This window comes from Gillisia sp. Hel1_33_143 (assembly GCF_900104765.1).
Taxonomy (GTDB): domain Bacteria; phylum Bacteroidota; class Bacteroidia; order Flavobacteriales; family Flavobacteriaceae; genus Gillisia.
Map to the genome: position 1 here is coordinate 2,248,463 of NZ_LT629737.1, position 26,504 is coordinate 2,274,966.

Consider the following 26,504-nt stretch of genomic DNA (forward strand, 5'->3'; position numbering starts at 1 on the left):
ACTTTTAAGAATGCAAAGGTATTTAATCTATTTTGTTTCCTTCTTAATAAGGCCGAGTTTTTTAAACAGCTTAGAGAACGGTTGGATTATATTTCCAACTGCTAAAAGTCCTTGATCTGTAGTAGCTCTGTAAGTAAAGAATATACCTAATGGTAACATAATAAATGTGGAGATCCAAGTGGCTAGAAACGGACTCATACTGCCGTCTTCTGCACTATTCTTTGCAAAAATACCTATAAAATGATAGGTTAGAAATATCAGAATAGCCACAACTATTGGTAAACCCATTCCACCTTTTCTAATAATTGCTCCTAGCGGTGCTCCAACAAAAAAAAGAACGATACATGCAATAGAGAGGGCGAATTTCTCATGAAGCGCGATCTCAAATTTATTTAATTGCTTGGCAGATCCTTTAAATTCCTGCTCTTTTACGGTTATGTTAGAAATACCTGCATTTATAGTTCCTAAAGCCAAATTAACGATCTGTAGTTCTGTTTTTGGATCATAAAGTTCTAATACAGAATTTTCGAATGCTACAATAGTATCCTTAGGCGTATAATTTGTATTTACGGTTGTAGCCCCCGTTCTTCTATACATAACATCGGCAAAGATCTTTTTATCGTTATTAAAAGCAGTAGAAAAAGAATCTATACTCTGTTTCAATTCTGAAACTTTCAACATGTTCTGAGAATTTCTATAATTCTCATCACTAAGATCTACATTGTTGAAATTCGAAAGATCTATATTGATGGTGTATTCTTTAAAAAAACTTTTTGCAAACGGTTTATTTACGCGTTTAGATGGATCTGTAGGTTGAATCTCATCGTAATAGTTCCCATTGGTTAGAATTAGAGAGAGTACTTGAGATTCTGTACTTCCTACCAATTCACCTTTTTCGGCTTTAATTACAGTAAAATTACCTCCCCTAGTAGATTTTTGGTGAATTATAACATCATCTAAGTACTGATCATTATCTCCGGTTTTCTTATTCACCTTAATATTAAAATTCCCTACGTCATTAAAGATTCCTTCAGAAATGGCCATAGCAGGCTTTAACTGAGCGATATTCTTTCTTAAGTTTATTGATTTAAATTCTGCTGCTGGAATCACATTATTTGCAAAGAAAAAGGCTATTAGGCTTACAAATACTATAAATACTGTAAGTCCACGCATGGCTCTTTGCAAGGAGATACCACTAGATTTCATCGCTGCAAATTCATAGTTTTCAGCAAAACTACCAAACACCATGATGGAGGTAAGCAAAATGGTAAGCGGCAATACCAGCGGAACTAATTTAGGAGAAAAATAAAGCAGGAATTTAAAAATAATTCCTGCGTCCAGATCTTTACCTGCAAGTTCCCCTATGTACAACCAAATGGTTTGTAGTACAAAAATGAACATCAGGATAATAAAAACCGAAAAGAATGTCTTAAGGTAACTTACAAGTATATATCTGTCTAATATCTTCAAAATTAATCCAGTCTGTTAATGTAGTAGTCTTTGTATCTAGCCTCGTTAAAAGAAAATAAGTTCTTAGCTAAAGGCTGATTTGTTTTAAAGCTCTTTACAGTAATAGTGATCTTAGTTCCATTCTCCTGAGTTTGGATAAGATTGTAAATATGCTTTGTTTGATTGTCTATCCCTAATAGAATATTTTTTACATCGGCATTGCTATCTTTCGGAGTCAGTTTAATATACTGGATCTTTCTACCTTTAATGTTCTGAGTAATATCCCATTTGTAGGTATACCCTTCTTGGTAGAAAGTAAACATTTTAGAAGGAGTTATATTATTTTCTTCTTCTGCAACATAGTTAGAAATATTGATCTCTTGATCTTCAGGAATAATAGTATAGATCTTTTTTCCATCAAATAATTGAGTGGTACCCATTAAATTTAATACGTACTTCTCTCCAGAGATGCTTACGTCTCCGCGAGTTTCTTGGTTAACTCCTTCAGCTTCATTTTCCAAAGAATATTTGAAATCTATAACCATATTATTGTAGGCTTTCACTTTAGATGAAACTTCATCTAAAAGCTTTTTTGCTTTTTGTGAATCCTGAGCATTCGCGGTGTTAAAAACACTCAAAAGGGCAATCATTATAATACTTAATCTTTTCATTTTATGATCTTTAATTGTTGGTTTAATTGTTTAAGAGTTGATCTAGCGATGTCATATCTGAAACTAAAACCTGTCTAGCCTTGCTTCCTTCAAAAGGACCAACTACTCCTGCAGCTTCTAATTGATCTATAATTCGTCCGGCACGATTATATCCTAATTTTAGTTTACGTTGCAGTAAAGAAGCAGATCCTTGCTGTGCAATAACTATAACTTCTGCGGCTTCTCGAAACAGCTTATCTCGCTCGCTCACATCTATATCAAGACTTGTGCCATTGTCCTCTCCTTCGTACTCTGGCAGGAGGTGAGCGTCTGGATAGGCTTTTTGAGAACCAATAAATTCTGTTACTTTATCTACCTCCGGAGTGTCTATAAATGCACATTGTAAACGTATTAATTCGTTACCCTGCGTGAATAACATATCTCCACGCCCAATTAACTGATCTGCTCCTTGGCTATCTAGAATTGTACGTGAATCTATTTTAGAGGTAACTCTAAAAGCAATTCGAGCTGGGAAGTTAGCTTTAATAATACCGGTAATTACGTTAACCGACGGTCTTTGGGTAGCAATAATAAGGTGAATACCAATAGCACGTGCTAATTGCGCAAGTCTCGCAATTGGAGCTTCAACCTCTTTTCCTGCCGTCATGATAAGATCTGCAAACTCATCTACCACTAATACTATATAAGGCAAAAATTTATGTCCGTTTTCAGGATTTAACTTTCTAGCCTTAAATTTTACGTTGTATTCTTTAATATTCCTTACCATGGCATCTTTCAACAAGTTGTACCTGTCGTCCATTTCTATACATAAGGAATTAAGCGTATTTATTACCTTGGTGTTATCAGTAATAATAGCGTCTTCAGATCCTGGAAGTTTAGCTAAGTAATGTCTTTCAATTTTATTGAAAAGTGTAAGTTCTACCTTCTTAGGATCTACCAATACAAATTTCACTTCTGCAGGATGTTTGCAATAAAGTAACGAAGTTAAAATGGCATTCAATCCAACAGATTTACCTTGTCCTGTTGCTCCTGCCATTAGTAAGTGAGGCATTTTAGCCAGATCTACTACAAAGGTTTCATTAGAAATAGATTTTCCTAAAGCTAAAGGCAATTCCATTTCTGCATTTTGAAATTTTGGAGATGCAATTACAGAACGCATGGAAACAATAGTAGCATTCTTATTAGGAACTTCTATACCTATGGTACCTTTTCCAGGTATTGGTGCAATAATACGAATCCCTAAGGCTGCTAGAGAAAGCGCAATATCATCTTCTAAGTTCTTAATTTTAGAGATTCGAATACCTGCTTCTGGTACAATCTCATAGAGAGTTACTGTTGGTCCAACGGTAGCTTTAATTTGAGCGATCTCTATTTTGTAATTTTTTAGTGTAGAGACAATAGTATTCTTGTTCTCTTCTAATTCTTGTTGATCTACCGTAATTCCACTGCCATTAACATTATAGTCTTTTAGCAGTTCTATAGTTGGCCATTTATAATTCTTCAGCTCTAGTGTAGGATCAAATTCTCCAAAGTCTTTTACCAATTTATTGCTTAGAGTATCTTCTACTTCTTCCTCTTCAACAGTCTCCACTTCCATTTTTACATCTTCTTCCTCTTCTTTTGCTGAAGGAGATGGAGTAGGAGGGGTAGTTTTTACCGGAGTATCAAAACTTACGGAAGCTGGAGTCTCTGGTTTAACTTCTATCTTTGGTTCTGGCTTTTTAGTAATTGCTTCGGTAACCCAATTCTTCTCTTCTGAAGTGATCTTAGCAGCTTCTCGTTTTTGCTCAAAATCTTCATTTATCTCTTTCTTTTTAGATTTCACATATGTACCAATTAACTCTGGAGTGATCTTTAATCGAACCACTAAATATGCGATCATTAGAAAAGTAAGAAGCAGAATAGTTCCTATAACACCAATAAAATCTGTTAGATAATCATTGATCTCATAACCAACTCTTCCGCCTAAAAGTGGAAATTTAAGAGCAAAGAATCCTAGGAGAACAGACCACCATAAGATCATTAATAAACCCCATAACCAGAATTTAAATAGATTCTTCATCTTAAAGGCAAAGAATAGATAAACGCCTGTCATGGTAATAAGGGCTGCAAAAATAAATGCAGCAATACCAAAGCCATCATATATAAAAAAATCGCTGATAATCGCTCCAAATTTGCTCATCCAGTTCTTAGCTACGATCTCTCTGTTACCAAATTCGCTTAAAGTGCTTTGGTCTGTTTGCCAGTTAAATAGGAAAGAGATGAATGCAATGAATAAGGCTAATCCTAAAAGCATCAGGAAACTACCAAGTACTACTTTTTGTTGCCTGTTTAACCTAAAACTGGCTTTATTTATCTTAGTAGTATTTTTCTTTTTAGTGGAGGCTTTTTTATTGGCCATATAATTTCTGGGGAATTTTTGCAAAAATACAAATTAGAGCTTGTCTAAAATAAAGAAAAGGGATTCAATATTAACAATGCTATTTTTTTAATAATTCAACTCAAATCTAAGAATTTTATTTCGTGTTCTTAGGTCGAAATTGAATGTAACGAATATGCCCGAGATTTTATTGGTTGTTGGCTTCATGTTTTTTTTACTGAAATCAAGTAATCTTCAAATTCAAAATTTGTATATAATTCAATAAAGAACGACGCTATATTAATGAATGTTTTTTAGTTTTGACTTGGATCGATATTGAATATTTTAATCTCATCAATCAATAATTAATCGTAATATTGCAATAAACAAATTAAGTTGATATGGGCTTAGTAAAATCAGAAATATTCACAGCACAGCAAAATTCGCTGGCTAATTTCGCAAAAGCATTTGGACATCCCGCTCGGGTAGCTATTTTGCAACATCTCTTTAAAATAAACTCTTGTATTTGTGGAGATCTGGTAAATGAAATTGGGCTAGCTCAACCTACAATATCGCAACATCTTAAAGAGCTTAAAAATATAGGCTTAATTAAAGGCAATATTGAAGGTACGAGTGTTTGCTATTGTATTGATTTAAAGAATTGGAACACTATGAAAAAGAATTTTGGAGTATTTCTAGATCAAGATCTTAATTTAAATGACAGTTGTTGTTAATCAGAAATTAATAATTTAATAATTTATCGAATGAAACTATCAGAAATAAAAAAGATCCTAAGGGATGTAGAAAACATCAGTTTTAAATTACCAAACGGCGAGCTCGTTCCCAGTCATTTTCACGTAACAGAGGTAGGGAATGTAAATAAACATTTTATTGATTGTGGAGGCACGATTAGAAACGAAGAGGTTATTAATTTTCAGTTATGGAATGAGAACGATTATGACCATAGATTGCATCCAGAAAAATTACTTGCTATCATAGAACTTTCAGAAAGTCAGTTAAATCTGGCAGATAATGAGATAGAAGTAGAGTATCAAGGAGATACCATAAGAAAGTTCGGTTTGGATTTTAATGGTACTGAATTTTTACTAACCAATAAGCAAACAGATTGCCTTGCTAAAGATAAATGTGGCATTTCTGAACCTAAACCAAAAAAGAATTTGTCTGATTTAAATAAAAAGAATTCTGAATGCTTGCCTGGTTCTGGTTGTTGTTAATTAGGAGTCTTTTTTAACCTGATTGATTAAAATTATATAATTTATTGAATGAGTAGCGAATGGAACATTCAGAAAGCCTCTATCCTAAATTAAAATCTTTTATAGATTCTTTGAATACCTCCCAAATTTCAGAACAGCGGAAACAAGAATTGCTGCCTTTAATTGAGAGTATTCAAGATAATAGAACTTATAATAAACCATTAGAGCTTGTATTTATTTGTACTCATAATTCTAGGAGAAGTGTATTAGCACAGGTTTGGGCCCAGACATTATCATATTATTTTAAACAGCCATATATTCACTGCTATTCTGGAGGTACAGAAGCTACAAGTGTATATCCTATGATTATTAAAGTATTGGCGGAATGTGGTCTTAAGATCGCTGTGAATGGTAAGTATAGCAATTCTAACTTTAGTATTTCCTATGCCGCCAATGTTCCTTCAATAGCTGTTTTCTCAAAACGTTTTGATGATGCTCAAAATCCGTCTCAAGAATTTCTGGCAATTATGACCTGCTCTCACGCAGATCAAAATTGTCCTTTCGTGGCTGGTGCTATAAAAAGATTTACCCTTACGTATGAAGATCCAAAGATCTATGATGAGACCACTAAAGAAAAAGAGAATTATAACATTCGAAATTATCAAATAGCTACCGAAATGAAGTTTATTTTTTCGAAGATCAATATCTAGTAACATCAATGAAAAAGCTTAGTAAGTTAGACCGATACTTAACACTTTGGATATTTTTAGCAATGATTCTGGGAGTTGTAATAGGATATTTTATTCCAAATTTCCCGATGATTGTTAATTCAATGAGTTCGGGAAGTACAAATATTCCTATTGCAATTGGTCTTATTGTAATGATGTATCCACCTTTAGCTAAAGTTAATTATAGATTGCTGCCAGAAGTGTTTAAAGATGTAAAATTACTTTCATTATCTCTTATTTTGAATTGGGTAATAGGTCCTATTCTGATGTTTGCACTTGCATTGCTCTTTTTACATGATCACCCAGAATATATGGTAGGTCTTATTTTAATTGGTTTGGCTAGGTGCATAGCTATGGTCTTGGTCTGGAATGATCTGGCAGAAGGAAGTAGTGAGTATGGTGCAGGCCTAGTGGCATTAAATAGTATTTTTCAGGTTTTTGCATATAGTTTTTATGCATGGTTGTTCATCACAAAATTACCGCCTCTTTTTGGTTTTGAGGGTGCTTTAGTTTCTATTTCTATAGGTACAATCGCTAAAAGTGTTGCTATTTATTTAGGAATTCCATTTGCCCTGGGTATCTTGACTCGGCACATATTGATAAAGCTAAAAGGAGAAGTTTGGTATTCAGCTAAATTCTTGCCTAAAATAGCTCCTTTAACCCTCATCGCTTTATTATTTACCATCGTCATCATGTTCTCCCTTAAAGGTGAATTGATCTTGCAAATACCTATGGATGTATTACTTATAGCATTACCATTGTTAATCTATTTTAGTTTGATGTTTATAATAGGATTTTTTGCAAGTAAATTGATGGGCGCTAGTTACGCTAAAAATGCATCTATTGCCTTTACCGCCACAGGGAATAATTTTGAATTAGCTATAGCGGTTGCTATAGCAGTATTTGGATTAAATTCTGGACAGGCATTTACAGGGGTAATAGGTCCTTTGGTGGAAGTTCCGGCTCTAATATTACTGGTGAGGGTTTCTTTTTGGCTGAAAAGGAAATACTATCCCGCCTCAATGTAAATGCCTTAGTATTTAGGAGTATTTATGTTAATTTTAAGATTTACTTTGCAGTGTATCGAGAATTCTATTAAGTTTGAGGAAATTTCGGTAACCCTACTTATCGCAATCATTTGGGTTTTTTAATATGAATTTGATTATAATATTGTTATAATATATTTTTCAATTCTACTAAAAAGTTTAAATATCATCAAAAAACGATAAATCTATAAAAGGCGATCCATCATGAAAACTTTAGTTATTATAATTGTAAGTTCTGTTGTTAATAATTATACAGAACAGCCGGTACATGTAGTTAAAGATACCATTCACCCCGTTAAGGAAATAAAGCTTGTAGTGAAGGCAGAGAAAGATCCTGCACTTAAAGAGCTTTAAAAAGCAGAAACTTCATCCATCTATATAACATAGTTAAGTCTATTGAGATTTAGCTTTACTGGCAGTTCTTGCTTTAAGATTTTATGAAAAGTTTTAATTTTTTGAAATATCTATTTCTACTAATTAGTATTTCTATTTTCATTCTTTATATTTTTGAAAAATCTTTCATCAATAAATATGTACTGTGCATTGGCTATGTAATGATCTTTTTAGTGCCTGTGTTACACAAAATGAAGAGTAGTTGATGTAGAAATATCTCTTAGCGAAAAGCTAATCTACAGCTTTTGAAATTGTATAAAAACACAGTATAACCTTTATTTTATTAAATGCCGACTCGAAGAATTAAACTTACGCGAGAGAAAGAGAATTACAATAAAAATTTAGAGTATAAAGTCTTTATTGATAAACAAGAGATTGCACATCTAAAAAATGGAGATTCTCAAATTATTAAACTTAAGACCAAAGCGCATTATTTAGAAGTGCGATTTAACTCTGGGAGTAGTGAAAAAATTCGTGTTGATAATTTAAAGGCAGACCAAGAACTATTAATTTCAGGAAACAATTTTAGAAATAAATATCTAAAATATGCAGGCGCTTTAATACCTTTAATTGGATTAAGCTTTGTATTGAAACACAATTATGATTTTATTAAACAAGTTGGGATATTCATCTTTGTTTCCTACTGTTTAATACTTATTTACATTTTAATATTTCAAAAAAGGAAATGGATTGATATAGAGCTTAAAGATTAAAATTACTATCCAACCATTAGGTAAATAAGTGATTTCTGATCTTTTTTAAAAAATAGGTATGTTGAGAATTCTTCCAAATTGTATTAATAATATTACTAATTCAACTCAATAAATGAAAATTATAAAACTAAATTATTTTCTGATCCTGCTCTTAGTATTCAATAGTTCATGTGATAGCTCTAGTTCTAATTCTGATGATGATTTTGTAGAAGAGCCAGTCAAAGAGAGCGTAGATGATTATAACTTAGTTGCAGTTTCTGACCTTGGGGAGATATTTGAAATTGGTAATATAACAGGAAACGTTACAAACGTTGGTCAATTTTCTAAAGAGAATAGCAATACTATTTTATCTGCAAATACTTTGATAGCGAATGCAGAGAAGATCTATGCTGTAGAATATGTTTATAATCCTTCTCCAACAAATAATTTATTGATCTTTGATAGGATAAGTGGAGCGACCCAAATTATGTCTTTAGAGATTCCATCCTCCATAAAAGGAGATGAAAGAGGTATCGTTGCACTTGCTCGTTACAATGATAAACTTTTAGGAGTTCTTGCAGAAAATGTCCTTACCACTAATACGGTAAAACACCTGATAAGTATAGATCTACAAAATAAATCTATAACAGACTTGGGCATCACCTTTAATGAAAATAGAATTAGTTCTATGAAGTTGATTAATTCTAAAGTATATATCTCTACATGGGGTGAAGGTTTCTTAGAAATTGATCTAATAGATAAATCTGTAAGCAATTTTGAAACGATAAACGGTAGCAGATTAGCCCAAGTAAGTAATTCAGAATTAGCTATGATGCAGGCTGTGACCGGTTCAATTAACGGTGCTAAACCTGCGTTAGTAGATCTATCTACCAAAAATATTTCGGAAAGCTCTAATGATGAAATTTATGGCTTGGTTTCGGTTTTTGGGAATACGATATTCGATAATGGTATTTATATAAATTTGGTAAGTTCTAACAGTCTAAATCTTTATTTAGGCATTTTAAAAACAAATTTTTCAACTAATAAGAATACCATCGTTAATATCAATTCTACAACTATCAATAGAAATTTGATCATTGTAGATAGAACTAGGTAATATCTATTTAATTTTACTTATTACATAAAACTCTATGCGTTGCAGGTTGGACCAGAAATTGTTTCAAGGCCAAAATTTTAGATTGTTACAGCTAAACATCAATGAAGAAAATAATTTGCTTTATAATTTTCTGTGCGGTACTTAATGCTTGTGGACAAGATAAAGGTTTTATGGGTTATTCCACAGCCTTTGTTAATGAGGATAGCATTATAGAGATTAACCATGTAGGATTTGCAGATAGAGAAAACGGTGTGTTGTATAATATTAAAACCATTCAACCCGTAGGCTCTGTAAGTAAAACATTTATAGGGGTTTCACTAATGATCGCTCTGGAAAAGGGATTACTAGATTTGGATGATGACATTAATAAATATCTAGATTTTGAATTTGTAAATCCTCATTACAACAAAGGAGAAATTATAACCTTACGCCATTTAGCAACCCACACTTCGGGCATTTTGGATAATGAAAAAGCCTATGAGTCTTCATATACTTATGGATTAACACCACGTCTGAAACTGGGAGACTATTTGCGAGAATATCTGGCAAAAGGCGGAAATATGTATGCTAAAAACAATTTTAGTAAAGACAAGCCCGGAACAAGATATGAATATTCCAATATTGCATCTGCACTTGCGGCATATATAGTGGAAAAAGCAAGTGGAAAACCTTTTGATGTTTTTACAGATGAAAATATATTTAGCCCTTTGCATATGTACAATACTGGATGGTACTATAAAGATATCTCTATTGCAAACCATGCCATTTTGTATGATGAAAGGGATATAGCATTAAAGCCATATTCTTGCGATACTTACCCGGATGGTAGTCTAAAAACAACAATATTTGATCTTTCCATTTATCTCAAGGAACTAATAAAAGGATACCATGGAAATTCTACATTGCTGACTAAGGATTCCTGGAAGGAATTATTTGAAAAGAATTTTCATGATAAAGATAATGTCAAGCATAAAAGCGAAAAAGAGCCAAATACAGGAATTTTCATGATGTACTTTAAATCTGGTACTTTAGGACATACCGGATCGGATTATGGTGTTTCAGCAATTATGAATTTTGATCCGGACTCTGGTGAAGGAAAAATTTTTATGGCCAATGAAGATATTACAATCAAAAATATGGAAGAATTTAAATCAATTTGGAATAATATTGGTCAATAAGGTATTATAGATTATGAGTGAAAAATCGGAATTGTCAGGATGGCAACGGGTATTAATAATAATATTGCCATATTTATTTATAGTTGGAATATTTCAATTAATAGGAGCATTTGCAATAGGTCTTGATTATGAAGATACAAATAATCAGAAAACCTCTGAACAACAACTCATTATTCAATTCTTCTCTTTTATCGGGACCGTTTTTGTAGTCTGGCTCTTCATGAAATATGTAGACAAAGAAAAATTTGTCGCCATTGGATTGCGTTTAAAGAATAATTTCAGATCAATTTATCTAGGATTTTTTATAGGTTTAGCGATAATGTTAATAGGTTTTGGTTTGTTGTTTAGCTTAGACGAAATACAATACCAAGGTTTAGATTTTGATCTAAAAGAACTAATGATCTCTATTCTATTATTCCTATTAGTATCGCTAACAGAGGAAATTATTTTTAGAGGATATTTTCTTAAAAACCTAATGCATTCTTATAGTAAATATTTAGCGCTATTAATAACTGCTACTTTTTTTGCACTTATGCATGCATTTAATCCTAATGTGGATATACTAGGATTAGTAAGTATTTTTGTTGCTGGAATTTTCTTGGGAATAACTTATATACATACTAAAAACCTGTGGTTTCCTATTGCACTTCACTTTAGCTGGAATTTCTTTCAATCTATGTTAGGCTTCAATGTTAGTGGGCAGGATACCTATTCTGTAATTAGTTATGGTATACAGGAAGAGACCATCTTGAACGGAGGGTACTTTGGCTTTGAAGGTTCTATATTTTCCATAATTGCTATGATAGCTACAATAGTTGGCATTTTAATGTATTATCAGAAAAAAAAGATAACTATAAGTTTACAGAATTAAGCATATATCGATATTGAACACTAAATGCAAATAAGATTAAGATTTACTTATTTCTTTTGAAAGATTTTATCTCAATGGAATTGACTAGAATCGATTTAAAATTAATATTTTAGTAGGAAATTAATGGTATTCGAAATGCTTGAAATATAAGTTCTTATAGTTTGCAAGGCTATTTACAGATCTCTATTGAAGGATTTATAAATCATTAAATTGTCGAATTTAAAAATTCATCCATGGATTCAATTTGGTTAATCGCGATATTACTTTTTATAAGCATCACTTATTTATTTTGGAAGCTCACCAATACTCATTTTAAAAAGCAAAATGGTACGAAAATGTGGCAAAAATGGGGTACGAGATTATTTTATTGGCAAGGGGTAATCTATACAGGAACAGGTATAACAATTCTCTTATTGTATGCTTTAAAATGGACTCATGCGCTTACTTTTTAATTAAAAGATCTCTACTAAATGGTAAGATCAGATTTGGAATTTAGATTATATAAATGAATATTATAGTTATTGTTTTATTGCTAATAACTTCCATGCTATGGGTCTGGGCTTTTTGGGATATTATCTCCTATACCGGAGAGAGTTCCAGTTTAAAATGGTTATGGATTGCTGGGATTGTAGTATTTCCAATTATCGGATCCCTGTTATATTTTAATACAAAGAATAAGATAAAAGGTTTTAAAACTAGAAAATTTGAACCTAAATTCAATAATAACGTAGTGCCTTAATATTGCCTGCCATTTAAATTTTAAATCTTAAAGCATATTATAAAATGTCTGACCACAATACTTTACTTTCTAATCCTTCAAAAAAGCAATTCTTATCTCTCGTAATGATCTGGTTTGTAGGAGTGTTTTTATTAATATTAGTAATAACAGACAGTTTTAATGATTTTATAATTAGAAAAGATAATGTGTTTTACGGTTTGCTGTTGCTTTTTAGTACTTGGAAAATGATCATGGTTTTTCGAGCATATTTTAAACATTGAAGAGTAATCACTCTATAATATATAGTCGTAACGTACCTACAAAATAAAAGATTTCATGCTCATGATTAAAGAAAATTTACTACCAAGTTATTCCAAGAAGATCGCTATTATTACAGCTATAGTTGCAATTATTGCTTTTTTCTCAAAAGTATTGGTAGCAGAAATTATTGCTGTAGATGAAACTAGAATCGTCATAATATTTAAAACATTATTGATAGTGTCTCTATTTGTTTTGGTGTTTTCTAAAGAAAAAAATGAATCTAAAGATATTAAGAGGTTGCGGTCGCAAGAATTGAAGGGAGCATTGTTGTTTGGAGGTTTTCTTTTACTTGTAGATTCTATTCAGGATATAATATTTGGGGAAGGGAGTTATGAAACTAAGAGCGGCGATGGTTTGATGATCGCTATTTTACTGTTTTATTTGATATCCTTTGCTATTAAAAAGAATGCTTTAAAAAATTGAAATTCCGGTAGCTTGGATATCTGAAGAAACTCAATAGAGTATTGCTATTTTGATGTTCTAAAGCTATTAATTCGTTTATTCGCTAATTGGAACCGTTATGCTATTTTTAGTACATAATTTGTAACAATAATGGTTATTAAAAGACTTATTGTGCGAGAGCCTCTTGAGTAAAAGAAACTTTACCGAGATTAATTAAGATGGAATAATAACCAAATTTACCTATTGCAACCGCCAAAAATTGAAAATGACAATTAGATATTCACAAAAGCGAATCAATTTTAATTTGGGTTATGGTATTTTAATGATCATTATTGGCTTATTTGGTTTCTTTAAAAGTGGAGTGAGCTTTTTTAATTTCGGTTCGGTAATATTAGGCTTATTGCAATTAGGAGTTGCATTGTATGAAAGAAAAAATCAGTATATAACCATCACCGATACCAAATTTATTAAACATTCTATTTTTCCAAAGTCCGTAAAGATAGACCATATCAATAACATTAAAATTTTTGCTAATAGCTTTAAGGTGGAAAGTGTAAACAGTAGTATTACAATAAATAAAATTCTCGTAGAAACACATTCATTATATAGGCTGCATGATTATTTATCGACTTTGAAATTATCTATTGATGGAACTCCAACATATAAAGACAAGAATTTTGAAAATAAGCAAACACTATAATTAAGAAGTTAGTAAATATCCAGACCTCTTAAATATCAGGGGCTAATTTTTTTTTAAACAAATTCTAAAACATAACCGTGATAAGCGTTCGGTCTAAATAAACTACATATGAAAAATTATAAGTTTAAATTCTCATTTATAATCTTATTATTGGTGAGCAGTATATCCACACAAGCACAGAATTATATCAAAGCCCCTAAAGGTTTTACACCTCAGGTGGGAAATTTGGTTTCTATGCTGGAAGATCTTAAGGAGAGAATTACGCAAAGCGTAGAGGATATGGATACAAATGCAGTAGATTATTTATTAGATGATAAAGCAAATAGCGTTGGGGCTATGATCATGCATTTGGTGGCTACAGAAAAGTATTATCAGGAACTTACTTTTGAAAATAGAACTTTTACAGAGGAAGAAGCAGCAGTTTGGATGATGCCATTGAGACTTGGAGAAGATGCTCAAAATCAAATTCAAGGAAAACCTATTAAATATTATCTTAAAGAATGGGATAGTATGCGTAAGCAAACCCTTAAATTATTAAAAGAAAAGGATGATACTTGGCTCAATTCAAAATTGGGGAAAGCAGATATGAACAATCATTGGGCATGGTACCATGTAATGGAGCATCAAGCAAATCATATGGGACAAATAAGATTGATCCTTAAAAGAGCGCCTCAAGAGTAAGGGATCTGCGCAGCTCAAGAAATAATTTAATTAGCAAACTTTAAAAATTTATAATGAATTTTAAAATTGCTAGAAGAGATTGCAAAATTTTCTTCCTTGGAGTATTTTGCGATGTTAATATTAACGGTGTTATATGACTGGCAAGATTTTGAATCTGGTTTCAAATCTTCATTTAATGAGGTAGGAAATAACATTGACGTTGAAGAAGGATCTTAATCTTAAGATTATTGATGGTATTAAAAGATGAAGTGATTATATATTAAAATTGAAAAAACATGAATTATTTGGCAATTGAATTATCGGGAAGATCTATGATGTTACTAGGTGGCATAATGATCTTAACTATTATAGTATTAGCTATATATTTAGCAAATCGCTACAGTAAAAAAATATAGTTTATAAATCAATTCTCTTTAGATTAAGTTTTAATCTAAAATTTCTTTTTTATTGAAACCTTATTTATATTGTAATAAAGTGAGTAAACTTATAGTAATTAGAAGATCTGAATATCTTAATAGATCTCGAAATATTCGTCTCTATTTAGATGATCAACCTATTGGATCTGTAGCGAATGGAAAATCTTTTGAGCTAGATCTAAAGCCAGGAAATTATAGTTTGAATGCTAAAATAGACTGGTGTAGGAGTCAGAAATATTCATTTTTAATTTCCGAGGGAGAACTTAAGAAAATGAAGCTAACAGGTTTTTCTAAAAATAAATGGATAGTTCCAATTTTAGCCATGATTCAACTCCTCTTAATTGTACTTACTTTTTATGTAGGTCTTAATAGTATTTTCCTAACGCTCTATTCTATATCTCTTTTATTGGTGATATTCTATCCAATTAGCGTTGGAAGAAATAAATATTTAAGGCTAGTTGAAGATTACAGTTAGTTCATAATAAGGTCATTACATTTTAACTAATTCATGAACTAAAGAACATACATAATAATTTGAACCCCAATCAATGAAGATTCTACTGCTAATTTCCTTTTTCCTTTTATCTGCTATCTCATTTTGTCAAACCCAAAAAGATAGTCTTTTTAAAGCCGATATTGAGGTTTTAGTAGAGGAGCTGGAATTTATGTATGGATATGATCAGACATTACGAGAATATACCTTTTACAAAACCTTTGATAAAAGTGAAACGAATAGGGTAGAAGCATTATCAGATTCTCTAAGAGCTGAAGCCTTAAAGGAAATAAGCTTTACTTCAGACAGTTTGGTTAGGAAAATTTTTAAGCACTATATTAATCCTCAAGATGCATTACATACTCAGAGATTAATAGATATTACCAAAAAATATGGTTTTCCAAGTTCTAAGCGTATTAAACAATTTTATAACCAAGAATTTGAAGATCCGGAATTTAATCCAATTATAATATTAATACACTCGCCAAAAGAGTTTTGGGAAGAATTAAAAGTTATGATGAAAAACGAATATCAGAATGGCGGTATCTCACAATGCGATTATGGCTACTTATTGTGGCAATTTTCCGGACGAAAAAGTTTTAAGCCAATGTTGGATAATGGTTTTGAAATGGTAGAGAAAGATGGAAGATCTGTGCTAACTTCTACATGTGATTAGAGAGGCTCTTTTAATTATTATTTTATCTAATCTTTCCTATATATTATTAAACTTTTTTCATCAAATAAATTTTATTAAATCTCCTTTTAATTATGAAAAAGCATTTCACCCTTTTAATCCTGTTTATTAGTGCTAGCCTTGCTCAAGCTCAAGATAACTATGATTATGTAGATAAGATCGCTCAGGATGCTTGTGAATGTGTTCAAAAAGCTAAAGATTCAAATCCCAATTTAACAACAGAAGATCTTGGAGGATGCTTGCTGTTAAGTGCTAAAGACTATAAAGCACAACTTTCTAAAGATTATAATTTAGACCTTGATAGTTTAGATGGAGAAAGTGGTGAAAAATTAGGACAGACCATAGGTTCTAGAATGGCTTTTATTTGCCCAACCTTAGTAGCATCACTAGGGAATGTGTCAGATAAAAATAAAACAGAAGAATTTAGAATTTTAGGAACCATAAAATCTATTAAGATAGAAACATTCATGGTATTTGAAATTAAGAGCGAGGATGGGAAATTAGAGAAACTTTACTGGTTAGGCTTTGTAAACTCTGAATTTGATCTTCAAAATAATTATGAAGAGCTTAAAGAAAAAGTAGTAGAAGCTATATACGTTAATAAAGAAGTATATGATGCAAGAATTAAAGAATATAGAGTTATTAAAGTGCTTAAGAAAATAGCAGTACAATAAGAGTTTTAATTGTTTTATTGGAAAACTAAGAAAACAGGCTTCATTAAAACTGTTAGTTTTAAATGTTTTAAACTATTGAAATTAAGTAAAGTATAATTGTTTATCGAAATAAAGTTAATATCTTCACAACTTTAATATGAATAAACTGTCCCTACCCAGTTGAGACAAGAATAGACTCCCCCTAAGTTCTGTTTTATCGTCTGTTATAGTTTGTCATAAATGAAAAAGTTCAGAGAGAATAGAAGGACCATTTCTTATGGGTTATGTTTTGGTGTAATTGGTGGTACGTTTATAGGAATATTTTTAGCCCATTTCTTTGGTGCTCCTTTAATAGGAGTGCTAACCGGTTTAACTTCAGGGATAATATCGGGCACCTTGATAGGGGCGTTTTTATACTAATATAAGCGATGATCTATCTTTTATTAATAATGATCGCTGTAGATGTTTATATTGCTGCTTTTATGCAATTAGAAAAGCAATACCGCAAGCGATTTGTTAGTATATCTTCTGCACTAATAATTATCTTCTTATTTTATTTCTTTGGTGAAGCATTGGGAGAGGCCTATTACTATATGGTTAATTAAACCTATCAAAAAACCCATTAAAATTTAATTCAATGGGTTTCATATTTTATATATCAATTATTTTTACCAATTCACATCTGGAAAGATGTATGGTAGATAAATTATGCAGGCTATAACAAAAGCTGTTATTGCTGAAAATAATACTGCTCCTGCGGCTACATCTTTAATGTAACCAATTTTTGTATGAATATCGGGATGTACAAAATCTGCAATTCCCTCTACTGCGGTATTCAAACCTTCAACGCTAAGCACTAATCCTATAGCAAAGATCTGAAACAACCATTCTGTTTTTGTAATGTCAAAATAAATTCCGGCAATGATAATTCCAATTCCCATAAAGAATTGTACTTGAATGCTATGTTCACTTTTTAATAGTATCCATGCACCTTTTATAGCATAACCGCCTCCTCTTATTCTTTTTCCGAGGTATGAATCCCTCATTTATAATAAAGTTTTTAATGCAGATAGATAATCTGGCTCTTGAGAAATCTCTGGTACTTGTTGACTATGCATTACAACACCTTCTTCATCTAATACTACTACAGCTCTAGATAATAATCCATGCATAGGTCCATCTATCATTTCTACACCGTAATCTTTTCCAAAATCCCCTTGTCTAAAATCAGATAAATTGGTCACATTATTCAAACCTTCATCATCTACAAAACGTTTTTGAGCAAAAGGAAGATCTCTAGAGATACATAAGATTTCGGTGTTATTCAATTTTGCTGCACGCTCATTAAAATTTCTAACAGAAGTTGCACAAACATTAGTATCTATACTAGGGAAAATATTCAGAATAAGTCTTTTTCCTTTAAAATCTTTAAGCGTTGTAGATGAAAGATCGCTTTTCACAAGTTCAAAATGTGGTGCTTTTTCTCCCATTTCCGGTAAACTTCCGTAGGTATTAATTTTGTGTTCTTTTAAGGTTATCTGTGACATGCTATTTTGACGTTAGTTGGTTTGAAAGCTAAATTTAATGCTTATCACGTAGGGATTTACTAAAATTATCATAAAACAACAAAGGCTATTCTTGTTGAAAAGAATAGCCTTTGTTACATTATTTATACTAAGGTATTAACGATCTATTGACCCCATAACCTTCTTCACAAAATTGTTTGCTGCATCCATTTCAGAATCGCCGCTATCTATCATTTTGTGTACTTCAACAGCTCCGCATAGATTGGTAAGTAGCTCACCAATTATATCCATCTCCTGATCAGAAACAGATCTATGTTCTGTAAAACTCTCCAAAACGTCTATAGTGTTCTGAAGTTTTTCTGCATCGTTATTACGTTGCAAATGCTTAATTACTGGCAACTTCATCTACTAGATCTTTTAAAAGTTCAAACTTATTAGTTTGTACTTGATTTACTAAACTTCCGTTCTTAAAAGTCGCAAACGTGGGTAAGTTATCTACTTTAGCCATTTTACGAGACTCTGGAAACTTTTCAGCATCTACCAATAAGAAAGTAGAACCTTCATTCTCTCCTGCCAGTTTCTTAAATTTAGGTTTCATAACGCGACAGTTTCCACACCATCCAGCCATGTATTGAACCACAACAGTCTGGTTGTTTGCAACAACTTCATTCAAATTATCTTGTTCTAATTCCTTAACCATAACAGTATTTCTTAGTTTAAACTTAGGTACGAAGCCACACCTTCACGATCTGCATTCATTGCTTCTTTTCCTTCTTCCCAGTTTGCAGGACATACTTCACCTTTTTCCTGTACGTGCGTATAAGCATCTACCAAACGTATAAATTCATTTACATTTCTCCCAAGTGGCATATCATTCACCGCTTCATGAAAGATCTTTCCATCTTCATCAATTAGATAGGTTGCACGGTATGTTACGTTATCACCTTCTACAGTTACAGCACCAGTTTCTTCATCATACTGTTCGTTAGAAATATCTAAGATTCCTAGTTGTGAACTTAAGTTTCTATTAGAATCTGCAAGTATTGGGTATGTTACACCTTCAATTCCTCCATTATCTTTTGCAGTATTTAACCATGCGAAATGTACTTCTGGAGTATCACATGATGCTCCTACAACCATTACATTTCTCTTTTCAAATTCTTTTAAAGAAGCTTGAAAAGCGTGTAATTCTGTTGGACAAACAAAAGTGAAATCTTTTGGGTACCAGAATAATAAAACTTTTTTCTTATTTTTTTGAGCTTCTTCAAGGATGTTCAACTTGAAGGTATCGCCCATTTCATTCATTGCGTTTACACTTAAATTCGGGAATTTTCTTCCTACTAAAGCCATATAATATGTATTTATGTTATTATTTATTTTCTGCTGCAAAAATATAAAATGCTTCCCTGCATCATAGCAAACCGAATTTTTATTTCTTATTACACAATAGTATTTGATTATAGCGTGCAGAAATATGAATAGATATTTTCTATTTTAAATTTTTCTATTTCCAGTTGTATTGTGTTTAAGCTGTTTTTGCAGTAGAAGCGATCTGTCTTATTTTAATACTGAATGCAGCAAATAATAAGGTCATAAACGGACTTAAATAGTTAAAGAAGGCATACCCTGCATAAGATAGGGTAGGGACACCTAGCACTCCACTATGATAGGCTCCACAAGTATTCCATGGCACCAACACAGAAGTTACCGTACCAGAATCTTCTAAGGTTCTACTTAAGTTTTCTGGTGCCAAGCCTTTCTCTCTGTAAGCCTTTGCGAACATCTTTCCTGGAACCACAATAGCAAGGTATTGATCGGAAGCTGTTGCATTTAGTGCTAAACAACTAATAACGGTACTTGCAAAAAGTCCGAAGGTGGTGTGAAAAAGATTTAAGAGTGCAGCACTAATTCTAGACAAAGCACCAATGGCTTCCATTATTCCGCCAAATACCATAGCACAAAGAATCAACCAAATGGTATCTAACATTCCAGCCATACCTCCAGAAGAGAATAGGTCGTTTAAATTTTCGTTATCTGTAACCACAGAGGTATCTACTGTAATTGCCTGCATGATACCTTTATATCCTGAAACAAAATCTAGATTATCTGCTCCAGAGATCTGTCTAATGATTTCTGGCTGAAAGATAATAGCTGCTACAGCTCCCAGTAATGTTCCTATAAGTAATGCTATAAGAGGGGATGTTTTTTTAACGATAAGAAAAATAACAATTGCCGGAACTAAAAATAACCAAGGGGTGATATAAAAAGACGAATCTATGCTGCTAAGTATTGCTGAAGTATCTGTATTACCAGAAACGTCTATATTCAAACCAATTATAATAAAAATGATAAGAGTTACTACCACGGTTGGAACCGTAGTGTATAACATGTATTTAATGTGTGTAAAAAGATCTGTTCCTGCCATTGCGGGAGCTAGATTGGTAGTATCGCTTAATGGGGAGATCTTATCTCCAAAGTAGGCACCAGATAAGATGGCACCAGCAGTCATTCCCGGAGAAATTCCAAGTGCATTTGCAATACCAATAAGAGCTATACCTACAGTAGCAGAGGTTGTCCAGCTACTTCCTGTAGCCACAGATATAATAGAACAGATTACTACGCAGGCAGGTAAAAATATTGTAGGATTCAAGATCTGAAGTCCGTAATAGATCATAGTTGGAATAATACCACTCATCATCCATGTTCCTGCTAGAGCACCTACCATAAGTAAGATTAGGATGGCACCGGCAGTACTTTGAATGTTGTTGGATACTTCATCTATCATCTTGTCAAATTTCACTTTATTCGAAATTCCAACTATTGCTGCAACCGCACCTCCCAATAATAAAATGAACTGATTTGAGCCGCTTAAGGCATCATCTCCAAATACATAAACATTAAAAGCAAGCATCCCAATTAAAGCAAATACCGGGATCAATGCTTCTCCTATACTAAGTTCTTTATTGATAATTACAGGGTCATTTTTCGAGGTTTTGCTCTGGTCTTCCATTAAGTGATTCTTTTTTCGGATCGTAATGTTACGATTTTAAGGCATATTTGGCAAGTCCTAAAATGAAGTTCTTTGCTTAAAGCAGCGGTTTATTCCCAAATTATACAGAATTTTAAAAGTTGTAACGCATTAGATCAAAATAATCATAAAAAGCAAAAAGGGAACTTTAGCCTAATTGCCAAAATTCCCCTTTATCATATTTTATAAAATTTCAACTAATTATGCATGTTCGGTTTTTAAAAGACCAACCTCTTTCATGCATTTTCTCATCATCTGATACGTTCTTTCAATATCATTATCTAATCCTATAGAAAATCGTATCAACCCATCGCTTAAGCCCATTTCTTTTTGTTCTTCTAACGGAATTTCAGAAGAAGTTGAACTTCCCGGAGCACTAAACAAGGTTTTATAGAATCCAAGACTTACAGCCAAGTATCCTAAATTGCGTTCTTGCATTAATTCCATTAATTCATTGGCTTTATCTATACTGCCAACATCTATGGTTAACATTCCTCCAAAACCGTAATCGGGATTCATCATGGTTTTATATAACTCATGACTTGGGTGAGATGGCAATCCCGGATAAACCGTTCTAAAACCATCTTCTTGAAATTTATGTGCCAAGAACATTGCGTTCTTGCTGTGTTGTTTCATACGGATATGAAGCGTTCTCATGTTTTTCAAAATTGAAGCAGAGCGCATACTATCCATTGTTGGTCCTAATAGCATATTAGCTCCATCGTTCACACTTCTAAGCGCATTGATAAAATCTTGAGTTCCACAGGTTACTCCACCTACGGTATCACTACTACCATTGATGAATTTGGTTAAACTGTGTATAATTACATCTGCACCTAATTCTCCCGGAGTAATAGAAAGAGGAGAGAAGGTATTATCAACTATTAATACTAATCCGTGTTTTTTCGAGATCTTAGAAAGTCCCGCAATATCGGCAACTTCTAATAATGGGTTACTTACAGATTCACAGAATATCACTTTTGTATCTTTTGTAATAGCAGCTTCAACAACATCTAGTTTGGTGATGTCTACAAAAGAAGTTTGAATGTTGAAACCCGGAGTAAAGTTCTTTAAAAAGGCATAAGTACCTCCATATATAGTTCTACTGGAAACTATGTGATCTCCTGCTTTGCATAATTGTAAAATTGCAGAGGTAATAGCGCCCATTCCAGAAGCAGCAACATTTGCAGTTTCTGTACCTTCCATAGCAGCTAAAGCTTCACCTAAATATAAATTGGAAGGAGAAGAGTGTCTGGAATATAAATAACAACCATCTGCATTTCCTTCAAAGGTGTCGAACATAGTCTTTGCCGAAAGGAAGGTATAAGTAGATGAGTCTGAAATGGAAGGATTCACTCCACCAAATTCTCCAAAATATTGAAGGTCTTGTATATGATCTGCAGGTTTATATTTCATCTTGATATATTTTAAGATACAATCAAATGAAGTATATATTTGAAAGAAAATCAATGGGTATTCAATTTTTCAGTAAAAAAATCTAATAATTTGATAAATTGCAGAATATTAATCTTCAATATTTTAATTTTAGATTGGTAAAGCGAAAAAACATCAGTTTATGAAATTAGATCCTATAGATAAAAAGATCCTTCAGCATTTACAATTAGATAGTAAGATCACTAACAAGGAGCTCTCCAACAATCTCAATCTCTCTGTTACTGCTATTTTTGAAAGGATTAAGAGGTTAGAGAAAAATGACGTAATTTCAAAATACGTGGCGCTTATAAATCCGGCAGGAGTAGAGAAGAGTTTTATGGTTTTCTGCCAGATAAAACTCATTCAGCATACCAAATCTTATATGTTGAAATTTGAAGCCGAGGTGGAGAAACTTCCCGAAGTTTTAGAATGTTATCATGTAAGTGGAGAGTATGATTATATCTTAAAGATCTTGGTGAGAGATATGGAAGCATACCGAGAATTTATGGTGACAAAACTTACCGCTTTGGAGCATATTGGGAGTACACAGAGTACTTTTATTATAAGTCCGGTAAAAAGTACAACGGCCATTCCTGTATAGAAAAAACTCCTAAATCAGGATTTCTGCAGATTGGTCATTGCCGAGAATAGTCGTACTTTTGTTTTCGGTTTAAAAAAAAATATAATTATGAGTACATATGATGTAGTAATTATTGGATCTGGTCCCGGTGGATACGTGGCTGCCATACGCTGCGCACAACTAGGATTAAAAACTGCGATCATTGAAAAATATTCTACCCTTGGTGGAACTTGTTTAAATGTAGGATGCATTCCAAGTAAAGCTTTACTGGATTCTTCTCACCACTACGACGATGCTGTAAAGCATTTTGAAGAGCATGGTATAGATATTCCAGGAGAGATAAAAGTGAATTTAGAGCAGATGATGAAAAGAAAATCTGCTGTGGTTCAACAAACTTGTGATGGGGTAAAATTTCTGATGGATAAAAATAAAGTTGATGTTTTTGAAGGGATTGGATCTTTTAAAGATGCTACCCACATTAACATTGATAAAACGGAAGGTGAAAATGAAACTATTGAAGCTAAGAATGTAATTATAGCTACAGGTTCTAAGCCTTCAACGTTACCTTTTATCAAAATAGATAAAGAAAGAATCATTACTTCTACCGAAGCTTTAAAACTGAAAGAGATCCCTAAGAAATTAGTGGTTATTGGAGGTGGAGTTATCGGGTTGGAACTTGGGCAGGTGTATAGCCGTTTAGGTTCAGAAGTTACTGTGGTAGAATATATGGATAGAATTATTCCTACTATGGATTCTGCACTTTCAAGAGAACTGAATAAAGTTCTTAAGAAACAAGGAATGAACATCAATGTAAGTCACAAAGTAAAATCTGTAGAGCGCAATGGCGATGAGGTTATTGTGAAGGCTGATGATAAAAAAGGAAATGAAGTTGAATTTACTGCAGATTACTGTTTGGTTTCTGTAGGAAGAAGACCATTTACAGATGGATTAAATGCCGATGCTGCCGGAGTTGAAATTGGAGAGCGTGGAATGATCTCTGTGAACGATCATTTACAAACCAATGTAAAGAATATCTATGCGATTGGTGATGTTGTAAGAGGAGCAATGTTAGCTCACAAAGCGGAAGAGGAAGGAACTATGGTTGCTGAATTGATCGCGGGACAAAAACCACATATAGATTATAACCTTATTCCCGGAGTTGTTTATACATGGCCAGAAGTTGCTGCAGTTGGTAAAACTGAAGAAGAACTTAAGGAAGCTGGTGTAGATTATAAAGAAGGAAAATTCCCAATGAGAGCTTTAGGTAGATCTCGTGCTAGTGGAGATACCGACGGATTGGTAAAAATATTAACAGATGCTAAGACCGATGAGGTTTTAGGAGTTCATATGATTGGAGCTCGTGTTGCCGATCTTATCACGGAAGCTGTAACTGCAATGGAATTTAGAGCGTCTGCTGAAGATATTGCAAGAATGAGTCATGCACATCCAACGTATGCTGAAGCTGTAAAAGAAGCTGCCATGGCAGCCAATGATAGAGCAATGCACATCTAGGGTCATAGACCCCTTTAAAAAATTAAAACCCTAATGATCTTAGATCGTTGGGGTTTTTTATTGGAAATTATTTAGATAATTGAGTACTTGCTCTTTATAACTCCTACTTAAAGGTAATGATCTCCCTTCAATTAAAATTTCTTCATTATTGTACGAATCAATCTTAGAAGTATTAATAATAAAAGATCTATGGATCCTCAAAAATTCTTGTGAAGGCAGTTTTTCAGAAATGTTCGTAATAGTTTCTCTTACAACTAGAACTTCTTTATTCTGAAGATGGATCTTTAGATAATCGCTTAGACTTTCAATATAAAGGATATCTTCAAATATAAGTTTTACCATTCTTCGATCTACCCGAATAAAAATAAAACGTAATGCTTCTTCATTTTCTAAAATTTGGGAAGAAGACTTTTGGTGGACGTTTGAATAATTGGTTATGGCATCCAGTAATCGCTCGTAAGAAATGGGTTTTAAAAGATAATCTACTGCGTGAAGATCAAAACCATCTACAGCATATTCTCTATAAGCGGTGGTGAAAATTATTTTAATTGATGAATTGATGGTCTTGGCGAATGAAATTCCGGAGATGCCAGGCATATTGATATCAAGGAAGATTAGATCTATTTGTTCGATACTAATAAGATTAAATGCCTCCGTAGCATTGTTGCAAGTGCCAACAATATTCACTTTTTTGATCTTCGAAAGATGTGTTTTTAAAATATCGATTGCCATAGGCTCATCATCAACCAATAAACAGCGAATTTTATCGTTCATTATTTTTCTGTTAATTGAAGTTTCAAATTAACTTTAAACTGCGCTGGCTTGTCATCGATCTTCAAGGTATGCTTATTTTTAAACAAAAGATCCAGCCGCTGCTTTACATTCTCCAACCCGATGCCTTTCTCATTTTCTATAGATGTTTCTTGCATTTCTTTAGAACTTTTGGAATTTATAATTTCGAAAAACAGATCGGTTTTATCCTGAATAAGCTTCATGTCAATTTTAAGATTACCGCTTTCATCTTTGCCGTGTTTAAAGCTATTTTCCAAAAATGGTAGAAACAACATCGGCGGAATTTGCGTGTATTCTGAGATTCCTTTGGTAGTAAAATTTATATATAATTTATCTTGAAACCGGTTCTTTTCCATTTCAATAAAATCTTGCAGGTGTTTAATTTCATCAGCTAGAAAAACATGAGGCTTTTGAGTTTGATATATAATGTAATCTAGCAAATTGGATAATTGTAGGATCATCTCGGGTGTTTTTTCATTTTTATGCAATGCAAAAGCATACAAGGTGTTCAAGGTGTTGAACAAAAAATGAGGATGGATCTGCATTTTTAGATATTTCAGTTGCTGCTCTTTTATCTGCAACTCTCCCTGCAAAATTGAATTTTTCAATTCTTTATTATCAGAAAGTGTAACGTAATAATTCTTAAGTAGGGTAAAGGCACAAGCTATTAGAACTACTATATATACAGCGATAATAATAAAAAAGACACTTTTGGAAATTGGAAATTTACCGGCAAGATCCATTTTTGAGAGAAAAACCAATCCGTAAAAAGTAGAAATAATGATATAAACACAAGAAAAGATAACAGCGCAAATGAAATAAAATATAAATTTTAC

34 protein-coding genes are annotated in these 26,504 nt (G+C 32.6%); 22 read left to right on the forward strand and 12 right to left on the reverse strand.

Annotated elements, in window-relative coordinates; genetic code table 11:
* Window positions 1-27 precede the first annotated feature (27 nt).
* Genes BLT84_RS10365 through BLT84_RS10375 form a run of 3 tightly spaced genes read right to left on the reverse strand, consistent with a single transcriptional unit; the run spans window position 28 to window position 4,521 of the window.
* Window positions 28-1,470 (reverse strand): LptF/LptG family permease, encoded by a 1,443-nt coding sequence (locus BLT84_RS10365; RefSeq protein ID WP_051931235.1) that lies wholly within the window; start codon window positions 1,468-1,470, stop codon window positions 28-30.
* Window positions 1,471-1,472: 2 nt separating this feature from the next.
* Window positions 1,473-2,120, reverse strand: a complete 648-nt coding sequence (locus BLT84_RS10370) for a LolA family protein (protein WP_091265344.1) — start codon at window positions 2,118-2,120, stop codon at window positions 1,473-1,475.
* 22 nt (window positions 2,121-2,142) lie between these two features.
* Complete coding sequence (locus BLT84_RS10375; protein WP_091265347.1) at window positions 2,143-4,521, reverse strand: DNA translocase FtsK; 2,379 nt, start codon at window positions 4,519-4,521, stop codon at window positions 2,143-2,145.
* 359 nt (window positions 4,522-4,880) lie between these two features.
* On the opposite strand from BLT84_RS10375, the gene BLT84_RS10380 reads away from it, so the two are divergent.
* From BLT84_RS10380 to BLT84_RS16100, 20 genes are all read left to right on the forward strand, one after another.
* Window positions 4,881-5,213, forward strand: a complete 333-nt coding sequence (locus tag BLT84_RS10380; RefSeq protein ID WP_091265350.1) for an ArsR/SmtB family transcription factor — start codon at window positions 4,881-4,883, stop codon at window positions 5,211-5,213.
* Window positions 5,214-5,243: 30 nt separating this feature from the next.
* Window positions 5,244-5,714 (forward strand): DUF6428 family protein, encoded by a 471-nt coding sequence (locus BLT84_RS10385; RefSeq protein ID WP_091265353.1) that lies wholly within the window; start codon window positions 5,244-5,246, stop codon window positions 5,712-5,714.
* A 59-nt stretch (window positions 5,715-5,773) separates the two neighbouring features.
* Window positions 5,774-6,403 (forward strand): low molecular weight phosphatase family protein, encoded by a 630-nt coding sequence (locus tag BLT84_RS10390; protein ID WP_034891328.1) that lies wholly within the window; start codon window positions 5,774-5,776, stop codon window positions 6,401-6,403.
* An 8-nt stretch (window positions 6,404-6,411) separates the two neighbouring features.
* Window positions 6,412-7,449 (forward strand): ACR3 family arsenite efflux transporter, encoded by a 1,038-nt coding sequence (arsB, locus tag BLT84_RS10395; RefSeq protein WP_091265357.1) that lies wholly within the window; start codon window positions 6,412-6,414, stop codon window positions 7,447-7,449.
* 222 nt (window positions 7,450-7,671) lie between these two features.
* The gene (locus tag BLT84_RS16095; RefSeq protein WP_156100697.1) at window positions 7,672-7,821 is read left to right on the forward strand and encodes a hypothetical protein; all 150 of its coding nucleotides are present in this window, start codon (window positions 7,672-7,674) and stop codon (window positions 7,819-7,821) included.
* 326 nt (window positions 7,822-8,147) lie between these two features.
* On the forward strand, window positions 8,148-8,573 hold the full coding sequence (locus tag BLT84_RS10400) for a hypothetical protein (protein ID WP_091265359.1): 426 nt from the start codon (window positions 8,148-8,150) through the stop codon (window positions 8,571-8,573).
* 112 nt (window positions 8,574-8,685) lie between these two features.
* The gene (locus BLT84_RS10405) at window positions 8,686-9,669 is read left to right on the forward strand and encodes a hypothetical protein (RefSeq protein WP_091265363.1); all 984 of its coding nucleotides are present in this window, start codon (window positions 8,686-8,688) and stop codon (window positions 9,667-9,669) included.
* A 101-nt stretch (window positions 9,670-9,770) separates the two neighbouring features.
* Entirely contained in the window at window positions 9,771-10,847 is a 1,077-nt protein-coding gene (locus tag BLT84_RS10410; RefSeq protein WP_091265365.1) for a serine hydrolase domain-containing protein, read from the forward strand.
* Between the two features lie 13 nt (window positions 10,848-10,860).
* Window positions 10,861-11,718: a CPBP family intramembrane glutamic endopeptidase gene (locus BLT84_RS10415; protein ID WP_091265369.1), complete on the forward strand. Its 858-nt coding sequence runs from the start codon at window positions 10,861-10,863 to the stop codon at window positions 11,716-11,718.
* A gap of 233 nt (window positions 11,719-11,951) precedes the next feature.
* Window positions 11,952-12,170 carry a hypothetical protein gene (locus tag BLT84_RS10420; RefSeq protein WP_091265371.1) on the forward strand — a complete coding sequence of 73 codons (219 nt, stop codon included), beginning with the start codon at window positions 11,952-11,954 and terminating at the stop codon, window positions 12,168-12,170.
* A 53-nt stretch (window positions 12,171-12,223) separates the two neighbouring features.
* The gene (locus tag BLT84_RS10425; protein WP_091265374.1) at window positions 12,224-12,457 is read left to right on the forward strand and encodes a PLDc N-terminal domain-containing protein; all 234 of its coding nucleotides are present in this window, start codon (window positions 12,224-12,226) and stop codon (window positions 12,455-12,457) included.
* 44 nt (window positions 12,458-12,501) lie between these two features.
* A complete protein-coding gene (locus BLT84_RS10430) occupies window positions 12,502-12,717 on the forward strand; it encodes a hypothetical protein (RefSeq protein WP_091265377.1) in 216 nt (71 codons plus the stop codon).
* 55 nt (window positions 12,718-12,772) lie between these two features.
* On the forward strand, window positions 12,773-13,180 hold the full coding sequence (locus BLT84_RS10435) for a hypothetical protein (RefSeq protein WP_156100698.1): 408 nt from the start codon (window positions 12,773-12,775) through the stop codon (window positions 13,178-13,180).
* 244 nt (window positions 13,181-13,424) lie between these two features.
* Window positions 13,425-13,859, forward strand: coding sequence for a hypothetical protein (locus BLT84_RS10440; RefSeq protein WP_091265381.1), 435 nt, complete (start codon window positions 13,425-13,427; stop codon window positions 13,857-13,859).
* Between the two features lie 108 nt (window positions 13,860-13,967).
* Window positions 13,968-14,540 (forward strand): DinB family protein, encoded by a 573-nt coding sequence (locus tag BLT84_RS10445; RefSeq protein ID WP_091265385.1) that lies wholly within the window; start codon window positions 13,968-13,970, stop codon window positions 14,538-14,540.
* Between the two features lie 474 nt (window positions 14,541-15,014).
* Window positions 15,015-15,431: a hypothetical protein gene (locus BLT84_RS10450; RefSeq protein ID WP_091265388.1), complete on the forward strand. Its 417-nt coding sequence runs from the start codon at window positions 15,015-15,017 to the stop codon at window positions 15,429-15,431.
* A 73-nt stretch (window positions 15,432-15,504) separates the two neighbouring features.
* Window positions 15,505-16,125 (forward strand): hypothetical protein, encoded by a 621-nt coding sequence (locus BLT84_RS10455; protein WP_091265391.1) that lies wholly within the window; start codon window positions 15,505-15,507, stop codon window positions 16,123-16,125.
* Between the two features lie 92 nt (window positions 16,126-16,217).
* A complete protein-coding gene (locus tag BLT84_RS10460) occupies window positions 16,218-16,817 on the forward strand; it encodes a hypothetical protein (protein WP_091265394.1) in 600 nt (199 codons plus the stop codon).
* Between the two features lie 219 nt (window positions 16,818-17,036).
* Entirely contained in the window at window positions 17,037-17,216 is a 180-nt protein-coding gene (locus BLT84_RS10465; protein WP_034891347.1) for a hypothetical protein, read from the forward strand.
* Window positions 17,217-17,224: 8 nt separating this feature from the next.
* The gene (locus BLT84_RS16100; RefSeq protein ID WP_157717930.1) at window positions 17,225-17,401 is read left to right on the forward strand and encodes a hypothetical protein; all 177 of its coding nucleotides are present in this window, start codon (window positions 17,225-17,227) and stop codon (window positions 17,399-17,401) included.
* A gap of 63 nt (window positions 17,402-17,464) precedes the next feature.
* On the opposite strand, the gene BLT84_RS10470 is transcribed toward BLT84_RS16100, so the two are convergent.
* From BLT84_RS10470 to BLT84_RS10500, 7 genes are all read right to left on the reverse strand, one after another.
* On the reverse strand, window positions 17,465-17,842 hold the full coding sequence (locus BLT84_RS10470) for a diacylglycerol kinase (protein ID WP_034891348.1): 378 nt from the start codon (window positions 17,840-17,842) through the stop codon (window positions 17,465-17,467).
* Window positions 17,843-18,343, reverse strand: a complete 501-nt coding sequence (gene tpx, locus BLT84_RS10475) for a thiol peroxidase (RefSeq protein ID WP_034891350.1) — start codon at window positions 18,341-18,343, stop codon at window positions 17,843-17,845.
* Window positions 18,344-18,478: 135 nt separating this feature from the next.
* On the reverse strand, window positions 18,479-18,727 hold the full coding sequence (locus BLT84_RS10480; protein WP_034891352.1) for a DUF6952 family protein: 249 nt from the start codon (window positions 18,725-18,727) through the stop codon (window positions 18,479-18,481).
* A complete protein-coding gene (locus BLT84_RS10485) occupies window positions 18,708-19,022 on the reverse strand; it encodes a thioredoxin family protein (protein ID WP_034891355.1) in 315 nt (104 codons plus the stop codon). Before BLT84_RS10485 ends, BLT84_RS10480 begins: the two co-directional genes overlap by 20 nt.
* Before the next feature lie 11 nt (window positions 19,023-19,033).
* Window positions 19,034-19,672, reverse strand: a complete 639-nt coding sequence (locus tag BLT84_RS10490) for a peroxiredoxin (RefSeq protein WP_034891358.1) — start codon at window positions 19,670-19,672, stop codon at window positions 19,034-19,036.
* Window positions 19,673-19,847: 175 nt separating this feature from the next.
* Window positions 19,848-21,332, reverse strand: a complete 1,485-nt coding sequence (gene nhaC, locus BLT84_RS10495; protein ID WP_091265397.1) for a Na+/H+ antiporter NhaC — start codon at window positions 21,330-21,332, stop codon at window positions 19,848-19,850.
* Between the two features lie 219 nt (window positions 21,333-21,551).
* On the reverse strand, window positions 21,552-22,766 hold the full coding sequence (locus tag BLT84_RS10500; protein WP_091265400.1) for an aminotransferase class I/II-fold pyridoxal phosphate-dependent enzyme: 1,215 nt from the start codon (window positions 22,764-22,766) through the stop codon (window positions 21,552-21,554).
* Window positions 22,767-22,926: 160 nt separating this feature from the next.
* Here BLT84_RS10500 and BLT84_RS10505 point away from each other — a divergent pair, with 160 nt between their 5' ends.
* Both BLT84_RS10505 and lpdA read left to right on the forward strand, forming a co-directional pair.
* Window positions 22,927-23,385 carry an Lrp/AsnC family transcriptional regulator gene (locus tag BLT84_RS10505; protein WP_034891366.1) on the forward strand — a complete coding sequence of 153 codons (459 nt, stop codon included), beginning with the start codon at window positions 22,927-22,929 and terminating at the stop codon, window positions 23,383-23,385.
* Between the two features lie 87 nt (window positions 23,386-23,472).
* Entirely contained in the window at window positions 23,473-24,876 is a 1,404-nt protein-coding gene (lpdA, locus tag BLT84_RS10510) for a dihydrolipoyl dehydrogenase (protein WP_091265402.1), read from the forward strand.
* A gap of 57 nt (window positions 24,877-24,933) precedes the next feature.
* Here lpdA and BLT84_RS10515 read toward each other — a convergent pair whose 3' ends face one another.
* Together BLT84_RS10515 and BLT84_RS10520 are read right to left on the reverse strand one after the other, a co-directional pair.
* Entirely contained in the window at window positions 24,934-25,650 is a 717-nt protein-coding gene (locus BLT84_RS10515) for a LytR/AlgR family response regulator transcription factor (RefSeq protein WP_091265406.1), read from the reverse strand.
* Window positions 25,650-26,411 carry a sensor histidine kinase gene (locus tag BLT84_RS10520; protein WP_231929292.1) on the reverse strand — a complete coding sequence of 254 codons (762 nt, stop codon included), beginning with the start codon at window positions 26,409-26,411 and terminating at the stop codon, window positions 25,650-25,652. The genes BLT84_RS10515 and BLT84_RS10520 overlap by 1 nt, the downstream gene beginning before the upstream one ends.
* Window positions 26,412-26,504: the final 93 nt, after the last annotated feature.